The following is a 23,964-nucleotide window of genomic DNA, read 5'->3' as shown; positions in this document are numbered from 1 at the left end:
CCCTGCCCGGGCCGGGTGGACTCGTACGGGTGGGGAGTGACATGGAACAGATAACAGTGCGCAGCAGGGCCAGGGTCCCTGCGATCACCTGCGGGAGCAGCGCGACCAGTTCGCGCCTCGACCGCCATCTGTCGGTACTGGCGGGTCCCGCCATACCGCAGCGGGAGACGGTCGAGGCGACCTCGCTGATGCTCGAGCTGACGGCGCGTGACAGGGCACACCAGCGCAGCGACCGGGGCAAGCGGGTCAGCCGCGTCTCCCTGTTCGCGCCGCTGCGCCGGCTGCGTCGCTCGCTGTTCGGCGGACACTGAGCGGCCCCTGAGCCGCCCCCGAAGTCCGCTCGCAGGGGTGTCGGCGCTCAGGCCGCCACACCGTCCCGGCGCATCGCTGCGATCTCGTCGTCCGTCATCCCCACGGCATGCAGCAGCGCCTCGGTGTGCTGCCCGAGCGCGGGCACATCACCCATCCGCGCCTCGTCCCCGCCCGGCAGTGTGATGGGAGGCAGTAGCGCCTTCAGCGGCCCGACCGGCGACCCCACCGTGCGCCACCGCTCCCGGGCCGCCAACTGCGGATGCCCGGCCAGTTCGTGCAGATCCCTCAGCCGGGCACAGGCGATACCCGCCTTCTCCAGCCGGGCCAGCGCCTCGTCGGCGTCGAGCACGCCGAGGGCCCGCGCCACCAGTCCGTCCGTCTTCTCCCGGTTCGTCACCCGTGCCGCGTTCGTCGCGTACGCCGGATCCGCCCCCAGTTCCGGGCGCCCTATGACCTGTTCGGCCAGCCGCCGCCACTCCCGGTCGTTCTGCACGGACAGCAGCACCCGGCCGCCGTCCGCCGTCGGATAGGCGTCGTACGGCGCGATGACGGCGTGCGCGAGGCCGGTGCGCGCCGGAGGCTCACCTCCGTGCATCGCATGGTGCAGGGGATGTCCCAGCCACTCGGCGAGCGCCTCCAGCATCGACACCTCCACGGGTCCGCCCCGCCCGGTCGTCCCGCGCCGGACGAGCGCCGCGAGGACGCCCGAGAACGCGTACATGGCCGCCGCGATGTCCGCGGCCGGGACGCCCGCCTTCACCGGCGCTTCCGGCGTCCCGGTCACCGAGACCAGCCCCGCCTCGCACTGCACCAGCATGTCGTACGCCCGCTTGTCCGCGTACGGACCCGAGGAGCCGTACCCGGAGATGTCCACGGCGACCAGCCGCGGATGCGCCGCGCACAGCGTGGCCGCGTCCAGGCCGAGCCGGGCCGCCGCTCCGTGGGCGAGGTTCTGCACGAACACGTCGGCGTCCGCGATCAGCCGTCGTACGGCGGCCAGGCCGCGCGGGTCCTTCAGGTCCAGCGCGAGGGACTCCTTGCCGCGGTTGCACCACACGAAGTGCGAGGCGAGTCCGCGGGCCGCGGTGTCGTAGCCGCGCGCGAAGTCGCCGCCGTCGACCCGCTCCACCTTGATGACCCGGGCGCCCAGGTCGGCGAGCTGCCGGGTCGCGAACGGCGCGGAGACGGCCTGTTCGACGGCGACGACGGTGATGCCTGCGAGGGGCAGGGGCTGCCGATCGCCGGGCTGGTCCATGGGCTGGTCCGTGGGCTGTTCCATGACCGGATCATGGCCTGTGACCGGCGGGTTTGTCAGCAGCCCGGCATCAGCCCGTCAACGCTCCCCGTGCCCGTACCGGCGCACGGCGAGCGGCAGGAACACCGCGGTCAGCAGCAGGCTCCAGGCGAGCGCCCCGGCGACCGGGTGGGCCACCGGCCAGGCGGAGTCCGGCGGGACGGGGGCGTTGCCGAACAGGTCCCGCAGGGCGGTCGTCACCGCACTGATCGGGTTCCACTCGGCGAGGGTGCGCAGCCAGCCCGGCAGGTTGCCGGTCGGGATGTAGGCGTTCGACAGCAGCGGCAGTACGAAGGAGGAGGCGCCGAGCTGCCCGGCGGCCTCCTCGCTGCGGGTGAGCAGCCCGAGGAAGATCCCGGCGCAGGTGCAGGCGAACCGGAAGAGCAGCAGCAGGCCGACCGCACCGGCGGCGTCCAGCGCGGACCCCTTGATCCGCCATCCCACCGCGAGCCCGACGAGCAGCAGCGGTACGGTCCCGAGGGCCGTGACGAGGAGGTCGGCGACCGCCTGCCCGAGCGGTACGGCGGCCCGGCTCACCGGCATGGTGCGGAAACGGTCCATCACGCCCCGGTGGGTGTCCGCGGCGGCCTGGAACATGCCGGTCATCAGCCCGCCGGCCGCGGTCGCCGCCAGCAGCCCCGGGACGAGGAAGGAACGGTACTCACGGCCGGGCATCGCCAGCGCGCTGCCGAACACATAGCCGAAGAACAGCAGCATGTTGACGGGCATCATCTGGGTCAGGATCGCGAGGCCCGGACTGTTGCGGACCCGGCGCAGCTGCCGGCCCGTCATCGCCAGGCCGTCGTACGCCAACATGCTCATGCCGCGGTCTCCTTGCTGTCGGCGGACCGGTCGGCGGACCGGTCGGCGGACCGGTCGGCGGACCGGTCGCCGGACCGGTCGGTGGGCCGGCCGGCGGACTCGTCGGTGGTCTGTCCGGTGAGCCGCAGGAAGACGTCGTCGAGGGTGGGCGGGCGCAGGCTCACGTCCAGCAACGGCACACCTGCGGCGTCCAGTTCGCGCACCAGGCGGGGCAGGGTCAGGGTCGGGTCGGTGGTGACGGCGCCGACGGCGCTGCGCTCGGCGTCGAACACGGGTTCGCGGCCGGTGAGTTGGTCGAGCACGCCCGCCGCCCGCGTCAGCGCGCCGCCGTCCGTGACGACGGCCTCCGCGTACGAGCCGATGAGCGCCTTGAGCTCGGCGGGTGAGCCGGTGTGCGCGACGCGGCCCCGGTCCACCAGGGCGATGTCGTCGGCGAGTTGGTCGGCCTCCTCCAGGTACTGCGTGGTCAGCAGCACGGTCGTGCCGTCCGCCCGCAGCTCGCGCACCGCCTGCCAGATGCGGGCGCGGCTGGCCGGGTCGAGTCCGGTGGTCGGCTCGTCGAGGAAGAGCACGTCGGGCCGGCGGACGAGGCTGGCCGCGAGGTCCAGCCGGCGCCGCATGCCGCCCGAGTAGGTCGACGCCTTCCGGTCGGCGGCCCCGGCCAGCCCGAACCGCTCCAGCAGCTCGTCCGCTCGTGCGGCCGGCCCGCGCACCCGGTGCAGCCGGGCGAACAGCCGCAGGTTCTCCCGTCCGGTGAGGTCGCCGTCGACCGAGGCGTACTGCCCGGTGACGGCGATCCGGCGGCGCACGGCGGCCGCCTCCCGGACGAGATCGTGCCCGGCGACCCGGGCCGAGCCCGCGTCCGGCCGCAGCAGCGTGGTCAGCAGTCGCACGGCCGTCGTCTTCCCGGCCCCGTTCGCCCCGAGCAGTCCGCAGACGGTCCCCTCGGCGACGGCCAGGTCCAGGCCCCGCAGGGCGTGCACGGCACCGAAGCGCTTCTCCAGACCTTCACTAAGTACAGCGTACGTAGTAGTCATGGGGCGACCATACCGCACTACGTACGCTGTACGTAACTAGGATGGTGGCCGAGGTGATGATCGATGGCAGTCCGACGGGCCGTCCCCGAGGTGATCTGGGCGCGCCCCGAGCGCACCGGCCGGGGTCCCAGGCCGGCGTACACCCGCGACGACATCGCGGCCGCCGCGGTGCGGATCGCCGACGAGCGGGGGCTCGACGCCGTGTCGATGCGCCACGTCGCGGCCGAGCTGGGCTGCGGCACCATGTCGCTGTACAACTACGTCCCCCGCAAGGAGGACCTGTACGAGCTGATGGTGGACGCGGTCAGCGCGGAGCACGTCCGGTGGGAGCCGAGCGGTGACTGGCGGGCGGATCTGCTCCGGAAGGCCCGCGAGACGCGCTCGCTGATGCACCGGCACCCCTGGCTGCCGCGGCTGATGTCCCCGGTCTACGGCTTCAGCCCGCACGCTCTGCGCTATCTGGAGCACTGCCTGGCCTGCCTGGATCCGCTCAAGGCGGCGTACGGCACGAAGCTGGAGCTGATCGCCATGCTGAACGGGGTGGTGACCACCTACGTCCGCAACGAGCTCGACACCGCCGAGCGTGTACGCGCCCTGCCGTGGTCCGAGGAGCAGGAGCAGGCGGTGCGGATCGCCTACCTGGGGAGTCAGATCGCCTCGGGCGCGTATCCCAGGATGGCGGCGGCCTTCGCGGAGGATCCGGGGCCGATCGATCTGGAGGCGGTGTTCGAGCGGGCGTTGCAGCGGGTGCTGGACGCGTTCGCCTAGATCAGGGCGAACTGGCCCTCCGGGCCCTCCTCGTGGTGGTCCAGGACCGAGGCGGGGCGGCGGGCGGAGGCCGGCACCGGCAGGATGCCCGCCTCGCGCAGCTCGCCCGCGGTGACCGCCGACGGCACCTTCAGGCCGGCCCGCCGCGGCCGGAGTTCCGCCAGCAGGGCCAGGACCGTGATCAGTTCCAGCAGCTCCGACGTCCAGTTCTGCGGCCAGGTCGCCGGGCGGATCGCGGCCAGGGTGCCCGTGCCGGGGGCGGCCGGGGCGGTGCGGGTCGTGAACCAGGACTCCAGGACCCGCACTCCGGCGCTCTCGTACTCCCAGGCCTGTGGCGGGACGGGGGAGATGCGGCCCTCGTCGAGGTGGAGGGTCTCCTCGTCCTCGTCGTAGTGCAGGGTGAGGGGCCGGGCCGGCAGGGGTGCGCGGACGTAGGGGCGGCGGCCGCCCGGCAGCTTGGGGCGTTCGCCGTCGCGGCGCATCAGCCACAGCATGCGGTGGCCCAGCTCGACGCCCTCCCGCCACAGTCCGCTGTCGTCCGTCAGCGGCACGGTGAGGTCCGGACGGACCGTCGCCAGGATCCAGGCCAGCACGTCCGGCGCCGTGGGCCGCTCGGACAGGCGCGCGACGAGGTGGTCCAGCAGACCCGGGGTCAGATTCGGTTCCGTGCCGCCCGGGCGGCGGTGGAGGGGGCGGACGCGGCCGGGGCGGAGCGTGGGCAGGAGGGAGGTGGCCAGCAGCGGTGTGTCCGGGTCACCGGTCTCCACCGTGAACACCTGGTGCGCGTCCGCCACCCGCCACAGTTCCGGGCGGGCCGTGTCGATCAGCCGGTGGTCCGGGATCAGCCACTGCTCGTCGAAGGGCGCCGCGAGGACGCGGACCGGCTCCGCACAGGGGCCCTCGGCGCGGGCCAGCCGCTCGGTGCCCGTCAGGTGGCCGGGCAGTTGGCCCACCGCCGAGTCGAGGGTGCGGGCGCGCGTCGGCTCGAACAGGGCCTGCCGGTCCGGGCCCTTCGCCTGCAGCAAGGCGTCCCACCGGGCCTTCAGCGCGCCGGGGTCGGGGGCCGTCGGCCAGGCGCGGCCCGGCCGCAGCGGTGCGACGGACCACGGCATGAGGTCCGCCAGCGGCGGAGCGTCGTCGTGCGTCACGCAGGGCATCGTACGGTCTCACCGGGGCCCGGTGTCAGGTCGCGTCCAGGGTGACGGTGAAGGAGAAGCGGTCGCCCCGGTAGTGGATGACCGCCACGTCCAGCACCCGGCCCGCGGTGTCGTACGTCACACCCGTGTAGTGCAGGATCGGGCTGAGCAGCGGCACCTGGAGCAGCCGGGCCGTCTCCGGGTCGGCGAGCCTCGCCTCCACCGTGTCCGTGATCCGGCTGATGTCCGTCTTCACGACGTCCCGCAGCACCTTTGTCATCGGCCAGCGGATCAGGTCCTCCAGATCGATGCGCTCGGCGAGTTCGGGGCGGATGTGGTTGACGGCGTGGTTGGTCGGCTCGCCCGTCTTCTCGTCGCAGCGCAGGCGGTGGTACGCCGCCACTTCCGCGAGGCCGGGGAAGTGCTCGGCGAGACCGGGCGGCACGGGCACCGGGCCGTGGTCCAGCAGTTCCGTCGTCATGCCGGACTGCTGGGCCACGATCGCGTCGACCGAGCCGAGCAGGCGGACCGGTGCGCCCCGCCGGACCCCGGGTTCGATGAACGTGCCGCGCCGGCGGTGGCGGCTGATCAGCCCCTCGTCCTCCAGTTCCTTCAGCGCCTGCCGCATGGTCAGCACGCTCACGCCGTAGTGCTCCGCCAGCTGCTCCTCCGTGGGCAGCCGCAGCGGGTCCTCGGGGGAGCGGCCGAGTATCGAGGCGCGCAGCGACTGCGACACCTGGTACCACAGCGGCAGCTTGCGGTTCAGGACGATCGAATCCGGGGCGAAGGAGGTCACGCGGCTATCCGTACCTGTCGATGAACGTTCGGCGCAACGCGTGCGTCACGCGCGGAAGTGACGCTCCATGCCCCGCCACACGTCGTCGTAGCGCTGCTGGAGGTGGTCGGCAGCGGCCGCGTGCGGGGTGAGGGTCACCGGCCAGCGGGTCTCGAACATGAACGCCAGACCGTCGTCGATCTTCTGCGGTTTCAGCTCGGCCGCGCTCGCCCGGTCGAACGTCTCACGGTCCGGGCCGTGCGCCGACATCATGTTGTGCAGTGAGCCGCCGCCGGGCACGAAGCCCTCCGCCTTGGCGTCGTACGCGCCCTCCACCAGGCCCATGTACTCGCTCATCACGTTCCGGTGGAAGTACGGCGGCCGGAAGGTGTCCTCGCCCACCAGCCAGCGCGGCGCGAAGACGACGAAGTCGACACCGGCCAGCCCGGGGGTGTCCGAGGGGGAGGTCAGGACCGTGAAGATGGACGGGTCGGGGTGGTCGTAGGAGATGGTGCCGATCACATTGAAGCGGCGAAGGTCATAGATGTACGGCACATGGTTGCCGTGCCAGGCGACCACGTCGAGCGGGGAGTGGTCGTAGGTGGCCGTCCAGAGGTTCCCGCAGAACTTGTTCACCACCTCCACCGGGCCCTCCGTCTCCTCGTACGCGGCGACCGGAGCCCGGAAGTCCCGTGCGTTGGCGAGTCCGTTGGCGCCGATCGGTCCGAGGTCGGGCAGCTGGAACGGCGCCCCATAGTTCTCGCACACATAGCCTCGGGCGGAGTCGTCCAGTAGCTCCACACGGAAACGCACCCCACGCGGGATCAACGCCACATATGCGGGCTCCACATGAAGCCGGCCGAACTCGGTGTGCAGCAGTAGCCCGCCGCGCTCGGGCACGATGAGCAGCTCCCCGTCGGCGTCGGAGAACACGCGCTCCATCGAGGCGTTGGTGTGGTACAGGTGCACCGCCATGCCGGTGCGCTGGGTCGCGTCGCCGTTGCCGCCGAGCGTCCACAGGCCGGCCAGGAAGTCGGTGCCGGCGGGCGGCTCGGGCAGCGGGTTCCAGCGCAGCCGGTTGGGGTCGGGCACTGTCTCGGTGAAGGGGGCGGTGCGGATCGCGCCGTTGCCGGTGCGGGTGAACGCCGGGTGCGCGGCCGACGGGCGGACGCGGTAGAGCCAGGAGCGGCGGTTGTGCGCCCGCGGCTCGGTGAACGCCGTACCGCTCAGCTGCTCCGCGTACAGCCCGAGCGGTGCCCGCTGAGGCGAGTTGCGGCCCTCGGGCAGGGCGCCCGGCACCGCCTCCGAGGCGTGCTCGTTGCCGAACCCGGTCAGGTACGACAGTCCCTCGGCGGTCTTCCGTGCGTCCCCGCTCATGATCGCTCCCTTGCGCTCCCTGATTCCTATGTAACACCGTAGGAATGCGAGGGGGTGGGCGCAAGGGGGCATCGAGTACTCCGCAAGGGGGACTCCACGGGGTGGCCGGAACCAGACTTGAGACGGATTCGGCCACCCCGGGCGGTGTTCTACTGTCGCGGACATGCCCAGGACGTCGTGGACCCGCAGGACGCTCGCCGCGCTCGCGGCGAGCGTCCTGCTGCCGCTCGGCGTGGCGGGCTGCGCCACCGGGCACGCCCGGACCGGCACACCCTCGCCCGTCGGCAAGGTCCTGGACGGCACCGACGTGACCGGCCGGCATCTGCGCGAGGCCGGTCAGAAGAACGCGCCGCAGGTCGGCGTCGAGGTGACCCCGCACTCCGGCGGCGGCTGGGACGTCCGGCTGTCCTTCCACCACTTCCGCTGCTCCACGTCCGGCGCCCGGTCCACGGCGGTCACCGGGCGCGGCCTCGCCCGCCTCTTCGTCGACGGCCGCCAGGTCACCCGGCTGCGCTCCGCCGGCTACCGCCTGCCCGCCCGACTCCTCCCGCACGGCACCCACCACGTCACCGCGCGCCTGTACGCCGACGACGGCACCGTGTGGGCCGTACACGGCAGACCGGTGCAGAGCACCGCCGACATCACGGTGTCCGACGCGGAGACGGGGACGGCCGGGACGGCGGCCCCGGGCACCGGGACATGAGTGCACCGGCCACCCTGGTCCGTACGGGAGGGCGAGGTTCACCGGACCGCGGCGGAGAGGCATCATGAAGCCCGTGCCCCATGCGACATCGCTCCGCCGCGCGCCGGTCCAGCGGCGCAGCGCCGAACGGCTGACCAGGATCCTCGACGCCTGTGCCGAACTCCTCGACGAGGTCGGCTACGACGCCCTGAGCACCCGCGCGGTCGCGCTGCGCGCCGGAGTGCCCATCGGCTCCGTCTACCGGTTCTTCGGCAACAAGCGGCAGATGGCCGACGCCCTCGCCCAGCGCAACCTGGAGCAGTACACCGGGCGGGTCACCGAGCGGCTGAAGAAGGCACAGCAGGGCGACTGGCGGGCCGCGATGGACGCCGTCCTGGACGAGTACCTGGCCATGAAGCGCACGGCGCCCGGCTTCTCGCTGGTCGACTTCGGCAACCAGATACCGGTCGGCGCCCGCACCGCCGAGCCCAACACCCGCGTCGCCGACCGCCTCACCGCACTGCTCTCCGGATACCTCGGCCGCACCCCCGACGACGATCTGCGCCGCGTCTTCCTGGTCGCCGTGGAGAGCGCGGACACCCTCGTCCAGCTGGCCTTCCGGACCGACCCGGACGGGGACGAGGCGATCATCACGGAGACACGGGAACTGCTGCGGGCCTATCTGGCGCGCGTGCTCGACTGACGTACGGCGGTCATCGGACCCCGGAGAGACCCCGGAGAGACCTCCCCTCCGTGCATACCGGTCGGTATGCTCGCCCCGAGCCCGCGCGATCCCGCCCGTGCTCGCCCGGCACCGCCGCCGACCCCCGGGAGGACCCGTGTCCCGCACCGCCCTGCGAATATGCCCCCTGTGCGAGGCCACCTGCGGGCTGACCCTCAGCATCGAGGGCACCCGTGTCACCGGCGCCCGCGGGGACCGCGAGGACGTCTTCAGTAAGGGTTTCATCTGCCCCAAGGGCGCCTCCTTCGGGGCCGTCGACTCCGACCCCGACCGGCTGCGCACACCGCTCGTCCGGCGGGACGGCGAACTGCGGGAAGCCACCTGGGAGGAGGCCTTCGACGCGGTCGCCGCCGGCCTGCGCCCGGTCGTGGAAGGCCACGGCCCGGACTCCGTCGGCGTGGTCCTCGGCAACCCCAACGTGCACACCGTGGCCGGCGCCCTCTACCCGCCGGTCCTCCTCGCCGGCCTGCGCACCCGCAGCCTGTTCACCGCCTCCACGGTCGACCAGATGCCCAAGCACGTCTCCAGCGGCCTGCTCTTCGGCGACGCGAACGCCATCCCCGTGCCCGACCTGGACCACACCGACCACCTCCTCCTCATCGGCGCCAACCCCCTGGAGTCCAACGGCAGTCTGTGCACCGCCCCCGACTTCCCCGGCAGGCTCAAGGCGCTCAAGGCCCGCGGTGGACACCTGACCGTGGTGGACCCGCGCCGCACCCGCACCGCGAGGCTCGCCGACCGGCACCTGGCGATCCGCCCCGGCGCCGACGCCCTGCTGCTCGCGGCGATGGTCCACACCCTCTTCGCGGAGGACCTGGTCGACCTGAAGGACCTCGCCGCGCATGTCGACGCAGTCGCCGAACTCCAGGGCGCCGTGCGCGATTTCACCCCGGAAGCCGTCGCCGGGGCCTGTGACCTGGACGCCGGCGTCATCCGTACCCTCGCCCGCGAACTGGCCGCCGCCCCCACCGCCGCCGTCTACGCCCGCATCGGCAGCTGCACCGTCCCGCACGGCACCCTGGCCAGCTGGCTGGTGGACGTCCTCAACATCCTCACCGGCAACCTGGACCGGCCCGGCGGCGCCCTCTTCCCGCAGGCCGCCACCGACCGGACCCCCCGCCCGGCGGGCCCCGGCCGCGGCTTCGCGCTGGGCCGCTGGCACTCCCGGGTACGACGACTCCCCGAGGCCAAGGGCGAGTTGCCGCTCTCGGCGCTCGCCGAGGAGATCGACACCGCCACCGACGAGGGCGAGCCGATCCGCACGCTGATCGTCGTCGCCGCCAACCCCGTGCTGTCCGCGCCCGACGGCGACCGCCTCGACAAGGCCCTGGACTCCCTGGACTTCATGGTCAGCGTCGATCCGTACCTGAACGAGACCTCGCGCCACGCCGACGTCGTCCTGCCCCCGCCGCCGCCCTCCCAGAGCCCGCACCACGACTTCGCCTTCAACACGCTCGCCGTGCGCAACCAGGTCCGCTACACCCGCCCCGCAATCCCGCTGGAGCCCGGCCGCATGGCCGAGAGCGAGATACTCGCCCGCCTGATCCTCGCGGCCACCGGCATGCACGGCGCCGACCCGGCCGCCGTCGACGCCATGGTCGTCGACCAGACCCTCGGCAGGGCCGTGACCGAGGAACACTCACCGGTGCACGGCCGCGACCCACGCGAACTCGCCGCCGAACTCACCGGCGAGACCGGCCCCGAGCGGCGGCTGGACATGATGCTGCGCCTCGGCCCGTACGGCGACGGCTTCGGCGCCCGGCCCGACGGACTGAGCCTGGCGCGGCTCCTCGCCCACCCGCACGGCATCGACCTCGGCCCGCTGCGCCCGCGCCTGCCCCAGCCGCTCAGGACTCGCAGCGGCAAGGTGGAGCTGCTGCCCGAACCGATCGCCGCCGACCTGCCCCGGCTCCGTCGGGCGCTGCGCGAGCGGCCCGCGGGTCTCGTCCTCGTCGGCCGCCGCCACCTTCGCTCCAACAACAGCTGGATGCACAACGTGCCCGCCCTCACCGGCGGCTCCAACCGCTGCACCCTGCACATCCACCCCGAGGACGCGGCCCGGCTCGGCGTCCGCGACGGGGCGGACGTACGCGTGCGGGGCGCCGGGGGAGAGGTGGTGGCGCCGGCCGAGGTCACCGACGCCGTACGGCCCGGAGTGGTGAGCCTGCCGCACGGCTGGGGCCACGACCGCCCCGGCGCCCGCCTCGGCCACGCCGCGACCGCGCCCGGAGTCAACGTCAACCAGCTCCTCGACGGCAGCCTGCTCGACCCGCTCTCCGGCAACGCGGTGCTCAACGGTGTCCCCGTCCAGCTCGCCGCAATCCTGTGACCTGGCGCTGCCGCTGTCCGCCGGGGTGACCCTGCGCTCGCCGGGGTGGCTGGAAGGGCCCGGCGGTGCGGGGCGCGGGCGCCCGACGCGCTCGGTGTTGCGCCGCATGGGCGATATCTGACGACGCGCCGGGCGTCGTTGCCCAGGCGGGCGGTGCGTATGACGGAGAGTCCAGACGAAAGAGCGATTTGTATGAAAATCGTCTGAACTCGCGGAGGATTGCGCATGCCCAGCCTGACACTCCCACGTGCCATCGGCTCCCGCGCGGGCGCCACGGTCGTCCTCACCGCCCTCACCGCCGCGGGCGCGTTTTGGGTAGCGGCGCCGAACGCGGTGGCCCAAGGCGAAAACGGCGACATCAGGGTGCACCGCGAGGGCGTGCCCTACGGTGTCTCGAAGGACGACCCGGCGGTCTGCAGGTTCTACCTCGACGCCGTCAACTTCGACATCCTGCCCAACATCGCCTACATCATCCAGGCGCAGCCCCCGCTGCCCACCGCCGCGACGATCACCGGCATCATCCAGCTCGCCGGCGGCGCCGGACACACCGACCCGATCAGCCTGACCGACGGGCAGTACAAGCTCACCTGGGTCGCGGCGGGCGCCCCCAAGGAGAAGCTCTTCCGCGTCAACTGCCACGACAACCACAACGACGGGGCGCACGGTCCGAACGGGCAGATCGAGGACCACCAGAACCACCAGGACAACCAGGACGACCAGGATCACCAGGACCACCAGCAGGACGGTCCGGGCTGGGGCCAGGGCGGTGACCACGACCCGCCGAAGGGCGGTGTGCACGCGGGCGGCGGCGGTCTCATCGACACGGCCGCGGGATACTCGCCGGTGGCCGCCGCGGCGGCGGTCGGCCTGGTCGCGGTCAGCGGTGTCGCGTACGTCCGGCTGATCCGCCGGCGGCCCCATGGTGCCGCGTAGGCGCAGACGCAGGCCCTGGTACCGGACCCGCGCCTACCGCCTCACCAGGACGGCTCTGCTGGTGACCGTCCTGGTGACGGGGGCGAACCGGTGCCTGGGCGGGCATGACGGGCCCGGCCGTGGGGATGACCCGGACGCCGTGGCGGCCGCCGGCGCAGGGAGCGCGAGCGGGGAGGAATCCTGCGCGCCGCCTTCCGGGCCCCCGCCCCGGCCACTGCCCCGGTCCCGCCCGACGTCCCTCCGCATCCCCTCCCTCGGCGTCGACGCCCCGGTCACCGCTCTCCGGCTCGACGCGGAACGGCAGTTGGAGACTCCCCCCGTGGCCAGGCCCAAGCTGGTCGGCTGGTACGAGGGCGGCCCCACGCCGGGCGAGCCCGGCACCGCGATCGCCGTCGGCCACCGGGACACCATGACCGGTCCGGCCGTCTTCGCCGCGCTCGCCCAGGTCAAACCCTGCAAGCTCATCGAGGTCAAGCGCGCCGACGGCCGTACCGCCGTGTACGCCGTGGACCGCGTGAAGGTCTTCGACAAGGCGGGCTTCCCCGACAAGGAGGTCTACGGCCCGGTCGGGCGACCGGAACTCCGGGTCCTGACCTGCGGTGGCCTCTACAGCCGGCGGACCGGCTACACCAGCAACGTGGTGGTCTTCGCCCATCTGTCCGCCACCAGGTGACCGTTCTGTCCGCCACCGGATGGCCCGACTGTCCGTCACGGAGTGACCCGGTTCGGTGCCCGGCCCGGTGCGTGGGCCGCGGCCGCCCCGGCGATGATGTCCTGGTACGTCTGGCGCCAAAAAACTAACGCCGCTAGTTTGTGTGCCCGGACGACGCGGACCCGCCGGGAGGAAGCAGTATGAAGGCACACGACGGCCTGTACATCGACGGCGCCTGGCGCCCCGCCGAGAGCACGGAAGTCATCGAGGTCGTGAACCCGGCCGACGAGCAGGTCATCGCCCGGGTCCCGGCGGCCGGTGCCCTGGACGTCGACACCGCCGTCCGTGCGGCCCGCGCCGCCCTGCCCGCCTGGGCGGCCACGCCCCCGGCCGAGCGCGCCGCGCGCCTGACCGCCCTCCGGGACGTCCTCGTGGCCCGCAAGGACGAGATCGCCGAGACGGTCACCGGGGAACTGGGCTCCCCGCCGCAGTTCTCCCAGGCCGTGCACGCGGCCGTGCCGATCGCGGTCGCCGGTTCCTACGCCGAGCTGGCCGCCTCCCTCCCCTTCGAGGAGAAGGTCGGCAACTCGACCGTCCTGCACGAGCCGATCGGTGTGGTCGGCGCGATCACCCCCTGGAACTACCCCCTCCACCAGATCGTCGCCAAGGTCGCCCCGGCGCTCGCCGCGGGCTGCACCGTCGTCCTCAAGCCCGCCGAGGACACCCCGCTCACCGCCCAGCTGTTCGCCGAGGCGGTGCACGAGGCGGGCGTGCCGGCCGGTGTGTTCAACCTGGTCACCGGCCTCGGCCCGGTGGCCGGCCAGGCGCTCGCCGAGCACCCGGGCGTGGATCTGGTCTCCTTCACCGGCTCCACCGCGGTCGGCCGGCGGATCGGCGCGGTGGCGGGCGCGGCCGTCAAGAAGGTGGCCCTCGAACTCGGCGGCAAGTCCGCCAACGTCATCCTGCCGAGCGCCGACCTCGCCAAGGCGGTGAACGTCGGGGTGGCCAACGTGATGTCCAACTCCGGCCAGACCTGCAGCGCCTGGACCCGCATGCTGGTCCACCGCGACCAGTACGACGAGGCCGTCGAACTGGCCGCCACCGCCGCCGCCAGGTATGGCGACCGCATCGGTCCGGTCGTCAGCGCCAAGCAGCAGGAACGGGTGCGCGGTTACATCGAGAAGGGCATCGCCGAGGGAGCCCGCCTCGTGGCCGGCGGCCCCGAGTCCCCCCGGGAGACGGGCTACTTCATCAGCCCGACCGTGTTCGCCGACGTGACACCCGAGATGACCATCGCCCAGGAGGAGATCTTCGGCCCGGTGCTGTCCATCCTCCGCTACGAGGACGAGGAGGACGCCCTGCGCATCGCCAACGGCACGGTGTACGGCCTCGCGGGCGCCGTCTGGGCCGGTGACGAGGCCGAGGCCGTCGCCTTCGCCCGGCGTATGGACACCGGACAGGTGGACATCAACGGCGGCCGGTTCAACCCCCTCGCCCCCTTCGGCGGTTACAAGCAGTCCGGAGTCGGCCGGGAACTCGGCGCGCACGGGCTCACCGAGTACCTCCAGACCAAGTCCCTCCAGTTCTAAGGGAGTACGCGAGTCATGGCCGTACGAGCCGCCGTCCTGCCCGCCATCGGCGCCCCGCTGGAGATCACCGGCATCGACCTGCCCGACCCGGGCCCCGGACAGGTCCGGGTCCGCCTCGCCGCCGCCGGTGTCTGCCACTCCGACCTGTCCCTGTCCAACGGCACCATGCGCGTCCCGGTCCCGGCCGTCCTCGGCCACGAGGGCGCCGGCACGGTCGTGGCCGTGGGCGAGGGCGTCACACACGTCACCGAAGGAGACCCCGTCGTCCTCAACTGGGCTCCCGCCTGCGGCAGTTGCCACGCCTGTGCGCTCGGCGAGGTCTGGCTGTGCGCCAACGCGCTGAACGGCGCTGCGGACGTCTACGCCCGCACCACCGACGGCACCGAGCTGCACCCCGGCCTGAACGTGGCCGCCTTCGCCGAGGAGACGGTCGTCTCCGCGTCCTGTGTGCTGCCCCTGCCCGAGGGGGTGCCGCTGGTGGACGCCGCCCTCCTCGGCTGCGCCGTCCTCACCGGCTACGGCGCCGTCCACCACTCGGCGAAGGTCCGCGAGGGCGAGACGGTGGCCGTCTTCGGCGCGGGCGGCGTGGGCCTCGCCACCCTCCAGTCGGCGCGCATCGCGGGCGCGTCGCGGATCATCGCCGTCGACGTCTCCCCCGGGAAGGAGGAACTGGCCCGGGCGGCCGGCGCCACGGACTACGTCCTCGCCTCCGAGAACACCCCGAGGGAGATCCGCGCCCTCACCGGCAGACAGGGCGTGGACGTCTCGGTGGAGTGCGTGGGCCGCGCGGTGTCGATCCGCACGGCCTGGGACTCCACCCGCCGCGGCGGCCGTACGACGGTCGTGGGCATCGGCGGCAAGGACCAGGAGGTCACCTTCAACGCCCTGGAGATCTTCCACTGGGGCCGCACCCTGTCCGGCTGCGTCTACGGCAACACCGACCCGGCCCGCGACGTCCCGGTGCTCGCCGAGCACGTACGGGAGGGCCGCTTCGACCTCTCCGCGCTGGTGACCGAGCGGATCGCCCTGGAGGGCATCCCGGCCGCCTTCGAGAACATGCTCGCGGGCAAGGGCGGCCGGGCGCTGGTGGTGTTCTGACGCCGGGCGCCGGCCTCCGGTGGCTCAGGTGACCTTCTCGGGTCGCGGCTCTTGTCCGGCCGCGACCCGGACGGTGCGGCCCCCGCGCGCCCGGGACCGCGACACCGCCACGCCCGCGAGACACAGCACCCCGCCGCCCAGCGTCAGCACGCCCGGTACCTCCCCGAGCACCAGCCACGACATCAGCACCACCAGCGCGGGCACGGCGTACGTCGTCGCGCCCATCCGGCTCGCGGTGGTGCGGGCGAGGGCGTAGGCCCAGGTCGTGAAGGCGAGCGCGGTCGGGAAGACGCCCAGGTAGACCATGTTCAGGGTGGCCGGCACGGGCGCGTGGGCGACCTCGTGCGCCAACTGCCCGGTGAACGGCAGACAGCCCAGGGCACCGACCAGACACCCGAACGTCGTCACCTGCAGCGCACTCGCGTGCCCCAAGGCCGGCTTCTGCGCGACGACACCGGCGGCGTACGCCACCGCGGCGAGCAGACACAGCACCACACCGAGCACGGAGGACCCGCCCCCGCCCGACATCGACAGGCCCACGGTCACCGCGCCCGCGAACGACACGGCCATCCCGGCCAGCAGCCGCGGCGGCATCGGATCACCGAGCAGGCGGGCGCCGAGCAGGGCGATCAGCAGCGGGCCGACGTTCACCACGAGGGCCGCGGTGCCGGCGTCCACCTGCTGCTCGCCCCAGTTCAGCACGACCATGTAGAACCCGAACCACAGCACCCCGGACAGCAGGATCCCGCGCCAGGCGGCCCTCGGGGGCAGTCCTTCCCGGCGTATCGCCCACAGGACTCCCAGGGCGAGGGTCCCCGACGCGAGCCGGCCCAGGGCCAGCGCACCGGGGGAGTACTCCTGCCCGGCACTCCGGATCGCCACGAAGGCCGAGGCCCACAGGACGACGGTGACGATGGCCGCGCAGGCGGGCAGCAGGTGGTGGCGTGGGGCGACGTTCATCATGCTCCCGAGGTTAGGTACCGGTTCAAGCCCGGTCCGGCGGAAATCGGACACCGAGCAACGCCGACAGCTGCCGCTCTCCCGACGGGGTCACTCTCACGGCCCGCGCGGAGCCGACCCGCACGCACCACCCCGCGTCCAGCGCATGCCGGCACAGCGCGGCCCCCGCAGCCCCGGCGAGATGCGGACGCCGCTCGGTCCAGTCGAGGCACGCACGGGCCAGCGGGCGCCGACTCGAGACGTCGAGCGCAATACCCGCAGCGGCGAACCACTCCACCCCCGCGTCCGTGAGCGCGAACCCGGTGTCCTGCCGCAGCAGCCCCCTAAGGGTCAGCGCGTCCGTGAGCGCGATCCCGAGCCGCCCGGCGAGATGGTCGTAACAGGTACGGCCCCGCGCCATCGCGGACGCGACGCTCGACTCCCGCAGCGAGCGTGGCCGTACGGCCGCCGCGGGCACCCGCACCTGCGCGGCGAGATCCTCGACGAGACCCGCCGCCCGCGCGTCGGCCAGCCGCACGTACCGGTGCCGCCCCTGCCGTTCCTCCGTGAGCAGACCGCCGGCCACCAGCTTGCCCAGGTGCTCGCTGAGCGTCGACGCGGCGACCCCGGCGTGCCGGGCCAGCTCGCCCGCGGTCCAGGCCCGCCCGTCGAGCAGCGCCAGCAGGCACGCGGCCCGCGTCTCGTCGGCGACCAGTGCCGCCAGCGAGGCGAGCCCGGCCGCCCGGGGATCCCTGGGGGTCATGCGCCCAGCATGCGGCACCGACCGTTCGGCGCCCACCGAATTGTCGTCACACGCTCTGCCGCACCTGCTCGTACTGCTGCGCGAGCCCGTCCAGCAGCGCCGACAGCCCCGTCTCGAAGGCGCGCTCGTCGATCTTCTCCTGCTGCTCGGCGAGCAGGTGGGCCTGGCCCAGGTGCGGATAGTCGCAGGGGTCGTACGCGCTCTCGTCGTCCACGAAGCCACCGGCGAACGAACCGAGGGCCGAGCCCATGATGAAGTACCGCATCAGCGCGCCGATCGAGGTCGCCTGGGCCGGTGGCCAGCCCGCGCCGACCATCGCGCCGTACACCGCGTCCGCCAGCCGGAGGGCGGCGGGGCGGCGCCCGGGGCCCCGGGCGAGGACCGGGACGATGTTCGGGTGGTCGCGCAGGGCGGCCCGGTAGGAGACGGCCCAGTCGTGCAGCGCGGTGCGCCAGTCACGGCCGTCCTCGAACATCGACAGGTCCACCAGGCCGCTCACCGAGTCGGCGACCGCCTCCAGGATCTCGTCCTTGGTGCGGAAGTGGTTGTAGAGCGAGGGTCCGCTCACCCCTAGTTCGGCGGCGAGCCGGCGGGTGGAGACGGCCGCGAGGCCCTCGCGGTCCACGAGTTCCCGGGCCGTCTCGATGATCCGGTCGGTGCTGAGGAGGGGCTTGCGCGGTCGGGCCATGGCGCACATAGTAGGGCTGCGAACAGAAACTAGCAGTGCTAATTTAAATGTACGGCTTTCAAGATCTGCCGTGGGTGTCGTCTTCTGTGGGGTGATCGCGTGGTGAACCTGGAGCTGAGCGAGGAGCAGGCCGCCGTACGGCAGCTCGCCCGGGACTTCGTGGAGCGCGAGATCGCCCCGCACGTCGTGGCGTGGGACCGCGCCGAGGAGGTCGACCGGGGCATCGTGAAGAAGCTCGGCGACGTCGGATTCCTCGGGCTCACCGTCGACGAGGAGTACGGCGGCTCGGGCGGCGACCACCTCGCGTACTGCCTGGTCACCGAGGAACTGGGCCGAGGGGACTCGTCGGTGCGCGGCATCGTCTCCGTGTCCCTGGGGCTCGTCGCCAAGACGATCGCCGCCCGCGGGACCGAGGAGCAGAAGCGGCGCTGGCTGCCGGGGCTGACCGCGGGCGAGTACGTGGGCTGCTTCGGTCTCACCGAGCCCGGCACCGGCTCCGACGCGGGCAGCCTCACCACCCGCGCCGTACGCGACGGCGACGACTACGTCATCAACGGCACCAAGATGTTCATCACCAACGGGACGTGGGCGGACGTCGTCCTGCTCTTCGCCCGCTCCACCGACGCCCCGGGCCACAAGGGCGTCTCCGCCTTCCTCGTGTCCACGGACACCCCTGGACTGAGCCGCCGCACCATCCACGGCAAGCTCGGTCTGCGCGGCCAGGCCACCGCCGAACTCGTCCTCCAGGACGTGCGGGTGCCCGCCTCCGCGATGCTCGGCGAGGAGGGCAAGGGCTTCTCGGTGGCCATGTCCGCCCTGGCCAAGGGCCGGATGTCGGTCGCGGCGGGCTGCGTGGGCATAGCCCAGGCCGCGCTGGACGCGGCGGTCCGGTACGCCGGCGAGCGCGAGCAGTTCGGCAAGCCCATCGCCCGCCACCAGCTCGTCCAGGAGCTGATCAGCGACATCGCCGTCGACGTGGACGCCGCCCGGCTGCTCACCTGGCGGGTCGCCGACCTGATCGACCGCGGGCAGCCGTTCGCCGTCGAGTCCTCCAAGGCCAAGCTGTTCGCCTCCGAGGCCGCCGTCCGCGCCGCCAACAACGGCCTGCAGGTCTTCGGCGGTTACGGCTACATCGACGAGTACCCGGCGGGCAAACTCCTGCGCGACGCCCGGGTGATGACCCTCTACGAGGGCACCAGCCAGATCCAGAAGCTGCTCATCGGCCGTTCCCTGACCGGGGTTTCGGCCTTCTGAGTACGTCTTTGAGTATCCCGGCGGATGTGGCGCGGGCCACGTCCGGGCGATGCTCGCTCCATGAGTGACACACCCGTCAAGCAGCAGAGCACGGCCGCCTTCCACGGCCAGGCCGTCGCGTCCTTCGCGGTCGCCATGGCGGCCACCGCCATCGGGATCTTCCAGCTGAACGCGGACGCCTGGGTGCGCGGCTTCCTCGGCATCGCGGTCCTCTACCTCGTCACCTCCGCCTTCACCCTCGCCAAGGTGATCCGGGACCGCCAGGAGGCGGGGCAGATCGTCAGCCGCGTCGACCAGGCGCGCCTGGAGAAGCTGCTCGCGGAACACGACCCCTTCGAAAAGCTCTGAGCGGCTGCACTAAGCGCTCGCTCACCGTCGGCGGTATGGTGGTGTTCCTGTCATCGAGAGGGGCGAGCGAGCGATGAGTACGGCGGAGGAGACGACCGGCGGCGAAGTGGAGCCGTGGGAACAGGTCACCCCTGACGCGGCCCGGCGGCTGCTCGTCGCCGCCGTGGAGGCCTTCGCCGAGCGCGGCTACCACGCGACGACGACCCGTGACATTGCCGGCCGGGCCGGCATGAGCCCGGCCGCGCTCTACATCCACTACAAGACCAAGGAAGAGCTGCTCCACCGGATCAGCCGGATCGGCCACGACAAGGCCCTCGGCATCCTGCGCACGGCCTCGCGGCGGGAGGGCACCGCGGCCGAGCGGCTGGCCGACGCGGTCAGCTCGTTCGTCCGCTGGCACGCGGGCCGCCGCACCACCGCGCGGGTCGTGCAGTACGAACTCGACGCGCTCGGCCCCGAGGCCCGCGCCGAGATCGTCGCGCTGCGCCGCCAGGTGGACGCCGAGGTACGAGGGATCATCGAGGACGGCGTCGCCTCGGGCGAGTTCGACGTGCTGGACGTCCAGGGCACCACGCTCGCCGTGCTGTCGCTGTGCATCGACGTGGCCCGCTGGTTCACCGTGAACGGCCCGCGCACCCCGGAGGAGGTCGGCGCGCTCTACGCCGACCTCGTGCTCCGGATGGTGGGCGTGCGGTAGCGCCCGTCCGGCCTACAGGTAGTACCGGGCGACCGACTCCGCGACGCACACCGGCTTGTCGCCGCCCTCGCGCTCCACGGTGAAGGCGACGGCCACCTGGACACCGCCGGTGACGTCCTCGACCCCGGTGATCCGCGCGGTGGCGCGCACCCGGGAGCCGACGGGGACGGGGGAGGGGAAGCGGACCTTGTTGGTGCCGTAGTTCACGCCCATCTTCACGCCCTCGACCCGGATCAGCTGCGGGCCGAAGAGCGGGAGCAGGGAGAGCGTGAGGTAGCCGTGGGCGATGGTGGTACCGAAGGGGCCCGCGGCGGCCTTCTCCGGGTCCACGTGGATCCACTGGTGGTCGCCCGTGGCCTCGGCGAACAGGTCGATGCGCTTCTGGTCGACCTCCAGCCAGTCGGTGTACCCCAGCTGCTCGCCGACCGCCGCCTTCAGCTCGTCGGGGGAGGTGAAGGTCCTCGGTTCTGCCATGTTCCCGGCCTCTCGCTCGCATCTCTAAGCAACTGCTTAGCATGGTCGGGTGCGGGGCGCCTGTCAACAAATCACGGCCCGCTAGGCTCTGAGGAGTGCCGCAGATTCCCGAGAAGATCCATGAGCTGACCGTCGGCCAGTTGTCCGCGCGCAGCGGCGCCGCCGTCTCCGCGCTGCACTTCTACGAGTCCAAGGGCCTGATCAGCAGCCGCCGCACGTCCGGCAACCAGCGCCGCTACAGCCGCGACACCCTGCGCCGGGTCGCCTTCGTCCGCGCCGCGCAGCGGGTCGGGATTCCGCTGGCCACGATCCGGAACGCCCTGGCGGAGCTGCCGGAGGAGCGGACGCCGACACGTGAGGACTGGGCGCGGCTGTCGGAGAAGTGGCGCTCGGAGCTCGACGAACGCATCAACCAGCTGAACCGTTTGCGCGATCACCTGACCGACTGCATCGGGTGCGGGTGCCTGTCCCTGGAGAACTGTGTCCTGTCCAACCCGGACGACGTGTTCGGCGAGCGGCTGACGGGATCCCGGCTGTTGGCCGAGGGCGGCTGAGCGGCCCCCGCCGGCACCGGTCACTCGTACTCGGTGCCCCCCTTGCGCGTCAGGTACGCCGGACTGACCGCCTTGGCGATGGCCCGGCCCCCCGTCACCCCGCTGTACCGCTCCACCGCGGCCCGTATCACCACACCCTCCCGCAGGTGCAGCCCCCGCCCCGACACGGTCTCCCGCCCCCTCGCGAACTCCAGCACCCGCTCGATGTCGTACGGCCCCGCGTACAGCCGGGGCACCACCGGCAGTTCCCCCTCCAGCAGTTCCGCCACGTCCAGCCAGCGCAGCGTGCCGTCCACCTCCGCCGAGACGTCGAACGCCGCGTACCCCAGCGTGTCCCGCCGCCCGTCCGCGCCGTACGACAGGTCCTGCACCCCCGCGCCGTACACCTCGCCGAAGATCCCGACCCGCCGTGCGCCCAGCCGCTCGCACAGCCGCGCCGCCGCCTCGTCGACCCCGTGCCCGCGCACCGCGCGCCAGTACAGGTTCCGCGGATCCTCCTTCAGCGCGAGGGACTTGGCGCCGAAGCCCTTGGACGACACGTACACCCGTCCCTCGTCGGCGACGTAGGTCAGCAGGCACGCCGAACCGTGCAGTTTCTCCGTCAGCACGACCGGCTCGCCCGGTGTGAAGATGTCCGGGTAGCGCTGGATGTTCTCGATGTCGACCCAGGGCAGCAGATCCGGCGCCGACTCCACCTCGCCGTTCATGGTCGGCGGGATCGGCGGCACCCACTTGGTGATGCCCAGCCGCTCGGCGAAGTCCGTCCCCTCGGCCGCCGCACGGACCAGGTCGACGTCCGCGAGCGCCTTCGGCCGGCAGACGATGCCCTGCGACAGCTCGCCGCGCAGCCGTACCGCCTTGACCCGGTTGGCCTCGCCGCCCGCGAGCCGTCCGGTCAGGCCCAGCTCCTCGACCAGGCCGGGCGGGAGCAGGGACTGCTCCGGGATGTAGACGGCGGCCTCGCCGGTGCGGTACGCGCCCTTGGCGACGACGGCGCGGTACAGGCCCACCTGGGCCAGTTCGAGCGCGTCGGCGTTCGGATGCTCGTGGACGGTCAGCACTTCGGCGGTGACCCGCAGGGTGGACATGGGACTCCCCGTGTTCATCGGTTCGGTTTCATCGCCTCCACTGTCCGGACCGGAATCGGCTGGAGCGAGCGGATTTGTGGCTGGTAGCGTCGGCCTCTTCACCCGGCGTCCCTACGCCGGGCGCCGGAACCACCCGTACTGCACCAGCCCCTCGGCGACCAACTCGGCGTTGGACCGGGCCCGGTGGCCGTCCGGGAGGAACAGCGTGTCCTCCAGGCCGATCCGCGTGGCGAGGCCCAGCCGGCCGGCCAGCCGCAGCACCGGCCAGGTGCCGCCCTCCTCGCCGTGCAGCAGCACCGGCCGGCCGAACGCTTCGCCCAGGCCGGCCAGCAGCGCCCGCGCCGAGGCCTCGGCGGTGGCCGGGTCCGGGTCGGTCACCTCCGCCAGCACACGCAGGACACTCGGACCGAGCGGTGAGGCCGCGAACCGGGCCGTCGCGTCGGTGCCGGACCAGATGCCCGCCTCGACGCCCACGCCCATGCCCAGCAGCTGCCCGGCGACCGCTTCGGCGCCCGCCTCATGCCAGTTGACCGAGGCGAAGTCGGGCAGCACCGACCAGGAACGCACCCGCGCGAGCCGGGCCGCCGGATCGGGCTCCGCCCAGGCGCCGGTGGTCACTCCGACCGGTACCTTCACCCGCGCCCTGATCGCTTCCAGTACCGGAGCAAGGACGCGTGGGGAGAGACTGTCACGGCCGCACGGCGTCCTGGGATGGACATGGACCGAGGTGGCGCCGGCCGCCACGGCATCCGCCGCGGACCGGGCCAGGTCCTCCGGTGACAGTGGCACCGCGGTGCCGTCGGCCGCCGTACGAGATCCGTTGAGACACACCTGCACCATGGCTCGATGGTGCCCGCCCCCACGGACAACAGCCCCCCGTTGCCGCACAACAGGGGGCGCGGCATCCCCTACGCACCCCCCGGATCAACCCCCCGTTGACACACCACCGCTCAGGCCGACATCAGCAGCCGTCCCCGCCTCGCGTACTCCAGCGCCCGGGCGGTGAGCACCGGGCGCGGCACGAGTATCCCGCACTCCGTGCAGACCGGGCCGGACGACGGCTCGTGGTCCAGGCCGTAGCGCCAGATCAGACGGTCCCCGCCGCACACCGGGCAGCCCGTGCCCGGATCCCGCTCCAGCGCGGCGATCAGCCGGCGCAGCACCTCCGCCAGCGGCTCGTTGGGGTGGATCCGCGGGTCGTCGCACCAGGCGACCCCGAATCCGCCCCAGGTCAGGCGGTGCCAGTCGTCCACGCTGCCCGGCCTGCGCAGCCCGTCGTGCTTCTCCTTCCTGCGCCGTTCGGTGAAGTCGGTCTCGTAGCCGAGCCAGACGGACCGGGCCTCCTCCAGTTCCTCCAGTGCGGCCACGAGCCGCGCCGGGTCGGGGGAGCGGTCCTCGGGGCCGAAGCCCGCCCGGGAGCACAGATGGTCCCAGGTCGCCCGATGCCCGTAAGGGGCGAACTTCTCAAGGCACTTGCGCAGTGAGTACCGCCGTAGTGCCAGATCGCAGCCCGGATCGCGTACCTGTCTCGCCAGACTCCGGAAACCGGCCATCGCCCTGCACCTCCGTCACACCTGCACCTGTACTTCGGCCACTTCGGCGTTGTCGCACGG

Annotated in this window: 26 protein-coding genes; 13 read left to right on the top strand and 13 right to left on the bottom strand. The window is 72.8% G+C overall.

Annotated elements, in window-relative coordinates; all coding sequences use genetic code 11:
* The first annotated feature begins 41 nt into the window (after positions 1-41).
* Positions 42-311, top strand: a complete 270-nt coding sequence (locus tag ACZ7HQ_RS29075; protein WP_031162291.1) for a hypothetical protein — start codon at positions 42-44, stop codon at positions 309-311.
* Positions 312-358: 47 nt separating this feature from the next.
* Here ACZ7HQ_RS29075 and ACZ7HQ_RS29070 read toward each other — a convergent pair whose 3' ends face one another.
* Genes ACZ7HQ_RS29070 through ACZ7HQ_RS29060 form a run of 3 tightly spaced genes read right to left on the bottom strand, consistent with a single transcriptional unit; the run spans position 359 to position 3,465 of the window.
* Positions 359-1,591 carry a CaiB/BaiF CoA transferase family protein gene (locus ACZ7HQ_RS29070; RefSeq protein ID WP_470995934.1) on the bottom strand — a complete coding sequence of 411 codons (1,233 nt, stop codon included), beginning with the start codon at positions 1,589-1,591 and terminating at the stop codon, positions 359-361.
* Positions 1,592-1,645: 54 nt separating this feature from the next.
* A complete protein-coding gene (locus ACZ7HQ_RS29065) occupies positions 1,646-2,428 on the bottom strand; it encodes an ABC transporter permease (protein ID WP_470995931.1) in 783 nt (260 codons plus the stop codon).
* The gene (locus tag ACZ7HQ_RS29060) at positions 2,425-3,465 is read right to left on the bottom strand and encodes an ATP-binding cassette domain-containing protein (protein WP_470995929.1); all 1,041 of its coding nucleotides are present in this window, start codon (positions 3,463-3,465) and stop codon (positions 2,425-2,427) included. Before ACZ7HQ_RS29060 ends, ACZ7HQ_RS29065 begins: the two co-directional genes overlap by 4 nt.
* Before the next feature lie 63 nt (positions 3,466-3,528).
* Between ACZ7HQ_RS29060 and ACZ7HQ_RS29055 the strand changes: the two genes are divergently transcribed.
* Entirely contained in the window at positions 3,529-4,233 is a 705-nt protein-coding gene (locus ACZ7HQ_RS29055; RefSeq protein WP_470995927.1) for a TetR/AcrR family transcriptional regulator, read from the top strand.
* Here ACZ7HQ_RS29055 and ACZ7HQ_RS29050 read toward each other — a convergent pair.
* Genes ACZ7HQ_RS29050 through hmgA form a run of 3 tightly spaced genes read right to left on the bottom strand, consistent with a single transcriptional unit; the run spans position 4,230 to position 7,521 of the window.
* Positions 4,230-5,390, bottom strand: a complete 1,161-nt coding sequence (locus ACZ7HQ_RS29050) for a type ISP restriction/modification enzyme (RefSeq protein WP_470995926.1) — start codon at positions 5,388-5,390, stop codon at positions 4,230-4,232. The two genes, ACZ7HQ_RS29055 and ACZ7HQ_RS29050, sit on opposite strands and share 4 nt — an antisense overlap.
* Positions 5,391-5,415: 25 nt before the next feature.
* Positions 5,416-6,165, bottom strand: a complete 750-nt coding sequence (locus tag ACZ7HQ_RS29045) for a GntR family transcriptional regulator (RefSeq protein ID WP_470995923.1) — start codon at positions 6,163-6,165, stop codon at positions 5,416-5,418.
* Between the two features lie 45 nt (positions 6,166-6,210).
* Positions 6,211-7,521 carry a homogentisate 1,2-dioxygenase gene (hmgA, locus tag ACZ7HQ_RS29040; protein ID WP_470995920.1) on the bottom strand — a complete coding sequence of 437 codons (1,311 nt, stop codon included), beginning with the start codon at positions 7,519-7,521 and terminating at the stop codon, positions 6,211-6,213.
* Between the two features lie 163 nt (positions 7,522-7,684).
* Here hmgA and ACZ7HQ_RS29035 point away from each other — a divergent pair, with 163 nt between their 5' ends.
* From ACZ7HQ_RS29035 to ACZ7HQ_RS29005, 7 genes are all read left to right on the top strand, one after another.
* Positions 7,685-8,224 carry a hypothetical protein gene (locus tag ACZ7HQ_RS29035; protein WP_470995916.1) on the top strand — a complete coding sequence of 180 codons (540 nt, stop codon included), beginning with the start codon at positions 7,685-7,687 and terminating at the stop codon, positions 8,222-8,224.
* Positions 8,225-8,288: 64 nt separating this feature from the next.
* On the top strand, positions 8,289-8,906 hold the full coding sequence (locus tag ACZ7HQ_RS29030; RefSeq protein ID WP_470995913.1) for a TetR/AcrR family transcriptional regulator: 618 nt from the start codon (positions 8,289-8,291) through the stop codon (positions 8,904-8,906).
* Positions 8,907-9,042: 136 nt separating this feature from the next.
* The gene (locus ACZ7HQ_RS29025; RefSeq protein ID WP_470995910.1) at positions 9,043-11,274 is read left to right on the top strand and encodes a molybdopterin oxidoreductase family protein; all 2,232 of its coding nucleotides are present in this window, start codon (positions 9,043-9,045) and stop codon (positions 11,272-11,274) included.
* Between the two features lie 225 nt (positions 11,275-11,499).
* On the top strand, positions 11,500-12,207 hold the full coding sequence (locus ACZ7HQ_RS29020) for a hypothetical protein (protein WP_470995907.1): 708 nt from the start codon (positions 11,500-11,502) through the stop codon (positions 12,205-12,207).
* On the top strand, positions 12,194-12,880 hold the full coding sequence (locus ACZ7HQ_RS29015; RefSeq protein WP_470995904.1) for a class F sortase: 687 nt from the start codon (positions 12,194-12,196) through the stop codon (positions 12,878-12,880). The genes ACZ7HQ_RS29020 and ACZ7HQ_RS29015 overlap by 14 nt, the downstream gene beginning before the upstream one ends.
* A gap of 179 nt (positions 12,881-13,059) precedes the next feature.
* The gene (locus tag ACZ7HQ_RS29010; protein WP_470995901.1) at positions 13,060-14,448 is read left to right on the top strand and encodes an aldehyde dehydrogenase family protein; all 1,389 of its coding nucleotides are present in this window, start codon (positions 13,060-13,062) and stop codon (positions 14,446-14,448) included.
* A gap of 15 nt (positions 14,449-14,463) precedes the next feature.
* Positions 14,464-15,546: a Zn-dependent alcohol dehydrogenase gene (locus ACZ7HQ_RS29005; protein WP_470995897.1), complete on the top strand. Its 1,083-nt coding sequence runs from the start codon at positions 14,464-14,466 to the stop codon at positions 15,544-15,546.
* Positions 15,547-15,570: 24 nt separating this feature from the next.
* Here ACZ7HQ_RS29005 and ACZ7HQ_RS29000 read toward each other — a convergent pair whose 3' ends face one another.
* The 3 genes from ACZ7HQ_RS29000 to ACZ7HQ_RS28990 are packed head-to-tail and all read right to left on the bottom strand — an operon-like array spanning position 15,571 to position 17,936.
* Entirely contained in the window at positions 15,571-16,509 is a 939-nt protein-coding gene (locus ACZ7HQ_RS29000) for a DMT family transporter (protein ID WP_470995894.1), read from the bottom strand.
* Positions 16,510-16,531: 22 nt separating this feature from the next.
* A complete protein-coding gene (locus ACZ7HQ_RS28995; protein WP_470995891.1) occupies positions 16,532-17,248 on the bottom strand; it encodes an ArsR/SmtB family transcription factor in 717 nt (238 codons plus the stop codon).
* Positions 17,249-17,294: 46 nt separating this feature from the next.
* Positions 17,295-17,936 (bottom strand): TetR/AcrR family transcriptional regulator, encoded by a 642-nt coding sequence (locus tag ACZ7HQ_RS28990; protein WP_470995888.1) that lies wholly within the window; start codon positions 17,934-17,936, stop codon positions 17,295-17,297.
* A 102-nt stretch (positions 17,937-18,038) separates the two neighbouring features.
* On the opposite strand from ACZ7HQ_RS28990, the gene ACZ7HQ_RS28985 reads away from it, so the two are divergent.
* From ACZ7HQ_RS28985 to ACZ7HQ_RS28975, 3 genes are all read left to right on the top strand, one after another.
* Positions 18,039-19,190, top strand: coding sequence for an acyl-CoA dehydrogenase family protein (locus ACZ7HQ_RS28985; protein WP_470996176.1), 1,152 nt, complete (start codon positions 18,039-18,041; stop codon positions 19,188-19,190).
* A 60-nt stretch (positions 19,191-19,250) separates the two neighbouring features.
* Positions 19,251-19,538: a YiaA/YiaB family inner membrane protein gene (locus ACZ7HQ_RS28980; RefSeq protein ID WP_470995885.1), complete on the top strand. Its 288-nt coding sequence runs from the start codon at positions 19,251-19,253 to the stop codon at positions 19,536-19,538.
* A gap of 73 nt (positions 19,539-19,611) precedes the next feature.
* Positions 19,612-20,235, top strand: a complete 624-nt coding sequence (locus ACZ7HQ_RS28975; RefSeq protein WP_470995882.1) for a TetR/AcrR family transcriptional regulator — start codon at positions 19,612-19,614, stop codon at positions 20,233-20,235.
* 12 nt (positions 20,236-20,247) lie between these two features.
* Here the strand turns inward: ACZ7HQ_RS28975 and ACZ7HQ_RS28970 are convergent, their stop codons facing one another.
* On the bottom strand, positions 20,248-20,709 hold the full coding sequence (locus tag ACZ7HQ_RS28970; RefSeq protein ID WP_470995879.1) for a MaoC family dehydratase: 462 nt from the start codon (positions 20,707-20,709) through the stop codon (positions 20,248-20,250).
* A gap of 95 nt (positions 20,710-20,804) precedes the next feature.
* Here ACZ7HQ_RS28970 and soxR point away from each other — a divergent pair, with 95 nt between their 5' ends.
* Positions 20,805-21,263, top strand: a complete 459-nt coding sequence (gene soxR, locus ACZ7HQ_RS28965; protein WP_470995875.1) for a redox-sensitive transcriptional activator SoxR — start codon at positions 20,805-20,807, stop codon at positions 21,261-21,263.
* Between the two features lie 20 nt (positions 21,264-21,283).
* Here soxR and ACZ7HQ_RS28960 read toward each other — a convergent pair whose 3' ends face one another.
* From ACZ7HQ_RS28960 to ACZ7HQ_RS28950, 3 genes are all read right to left on the bottom strand, one after another.
* Positions 21,284-22,351, bottom strand: coding sequence for an RNA ligase (ATP) (locus ACZ7HQ_RS28960; protein ID WP_470995872.1), 1,068 nt, complete (start codon positions 22,349-22,351; stop codon positions 21,284-21,286).
* A 111-nt stretch (positions 22,352-22,462) separates the two neighbouring features.
* Positions 22,463-23,191 carry a 3-keto-5-aminohexanoate cleavage protein gene (locus ACZ7HQ_RS28955; protein ID WP_470995869.1) on the bottom strand — a complete coding sequence of 243 codons (729 nt, stop codon included), beginning with the start codon at positions 23,189-23,191 and terminating at the stop codon, positions 22,463-22,465.
* Between the two features lie 110 nt (positions 23,192-23,301).
* On the bottom strand, positions 23,302-23,904 hold the full coding sequence (locus tag ACZ7HQ_RS28950; protein WP_470995866.1) for a hypothetical protein: 603 nt from the start codon (positions 23,902-23,904) through the stop codon (positions 23,302-23,304).
* Positions 23,905-23,964: the final 60 nt, after the last annotated feature.

The organism is Streptomyces sp. NPDC037290, from assembly GCF_055603245.1.
The sequence above is the reverse complement of the archived record's forward strand: the minus strand, read 5'-3'. Positions and strand labels throughout refer to the sequence as shown.

Excerpts from the sequence above, each read along its gene's own strand:
- ACZ7HQ_RS28970 (WP_470995879.1), bottom strand. The coding sequence starts at position 20,709 with ATGGCAGAACCGAGGACCTTCACCTCCCCCGACGAGCTGAAGGCGGCG.
- ACZ7HQ_RS29005 (WP_470995897.1), top strand. The coding sequence starts at position 14,464 with ATGGCCGTACGAGCCGCCGTCCTGCCCGCCATCGGCGCCCCGCTGGAG.
- ACZ7HQ_RS28955 (WP_470995869.1), bottom strand. The coding sequence starts at position 23,191 with ATGGTGCAGGTGTGTCTCAACGGATCTCGTACGGCGGCCGACGGCACC.
- ACZ7HQ_RS28975 (WP_470995882.1), top strand. The coding sequence starts at position 19,612 with ATGAGTACGGCGGAGGAGACGACCGGCGGCGAAGTGGAGCCGTGGGAA.
- ACZ7HQ_RS29065 (WP_470995931.1), bottom strand. The coding sequence starts at position 2,428 with ATGAGCATGTTGGCGTACGACGGCCTGGCGATGACGGGCCGGCAGCTG.
- ACZ7HQ_RS28980 (WP_470995885.1), top strand. The coding sequence starts at position 19,251 with ATGAGTGACACACCCGTCAAGCAGCAGAGCACGGCCGCCTTCCACGGC.
- ACZ7HQ_RS28995 (WP_470995891.1), bottom strand. The coding sequence starts at position 17,248 with ATGACCCCCAGGGATCCCCGGGCGGCCGGGCTCGCCTCGCTGGCGGCA.
- ACZ7HQ_RS29015 (WP_470995904.1), top strand. The coding sequence starts at position 12,194 with ATGGTGCCGCGTAGGCGCAGACGCAGGCCCTGGTACCGGACCCGCGCC.
- ACZ7HQ_RS29075 (WP_031162291.1), top strand. The coding sequence starts at position 42 with ATGGAACAGATAACAGTGCGCAGCAGGGCCAGGGTCCCTGCGATCACC.
- ACZ7HQ_RS29010 (WP_470995901.1), top strand. The coding sequence starts at position 13,060 with ATGAAGGCACACGACGGCCTGTACATCGACGGCGCCTGGCGCCCCGCC.
- ACZ7HQ_RS29035 (WP_470995916.1), top strand. The coding sequence starts at position 7,685 with ATGCCCAGGACGTCGTGGACCCGCAGGACGCTCGCCGCGCTCGCGGCG.
- ACZ7HQ_RS29050 (WP_470995926.1), bottom strand. The coding sequence starts at position 5,390 with ATGCCCTGCGTGACGCACGACGACGCTCCGCCGCTGGCGGACCTCATG.
- ACZ7HQ_RS28960 (WP_470995872.1), bottom strand. The coding sequence starts at position 22,351 with ATGTCCACCCTGCGGGTCACCGCCGAAGTGCTGACCGTCCACGAGCAT.
- ACZ7HQ_RS29030 (WP_470995913.1), top strand. The coding sequence starts at position 8,289 with ATGAAGCCCGTGCCCCATGCGACATCGCTCCGCCGCGCGCCGGTCCAG.
- ACZ7HQ_RS28990 (WP_470995888.1), bottom strand. The coding sequence starts at position 17,936 with ATGGCCCGACCGCGCAAGCCCCTCCTCAGCACCGACCGGATCATCGAG.
- hmgA (WP_470995920.1), bottom strand. The coding sequence starts at position 7,521 with ATGAGCGGGGACGCACGGAAGACCGCCGAGGGACTGTCGTACCTGACC.
- ACZ7HQ_RS29055 (WP_470995927.1), top strand. The coding sequence starts at position 3,529 with ATGGCAGTCCGACGGGCCGTCCCCGAGGTGATCTGGGCGCGCCCCGAG.
- ACZ7HQ_RS29070 (WP_470995934.1), bottom strand. The coding sequence starts at position 1,591 with ATGGAACAGCCCACGGACCAGCCCATGGACCAGCCCGGCGATCGGCAG.
- ACZ7HQ_RS29020 (WP_470995907.1), top strand. The coding sequence starts at position 11,500 with ATGCCCAGCCTGACACTCCCACGTGCCATCGGCTCCCGCGCGGGCGCC.
- ACZ7HQ_RS28950 (WP_470995866.1), bottom strand. The coding sequence starts at position 23,904 with ATGGCCGGTTTCCGGAGTCTGGCGAGACAGGTACGCGATCCGGGCTGC.
- ACZ7HQ_RS29060 (WP_470995929.1), bottom strand. The coding sequence starts at position 3,465 with ATGACTACTACGTACGCTGTACTTAGTGAAGGTCTGGAGAAGCGCTTC.
- ACZ7HQ_RS29000 (WP_470995894.1), bottom strand. The coding sequence starts at position 16,509 with ATGATGAACGTCGCCCCACGCCACCACCTGCTGCCCGCCTGCGCGGCC.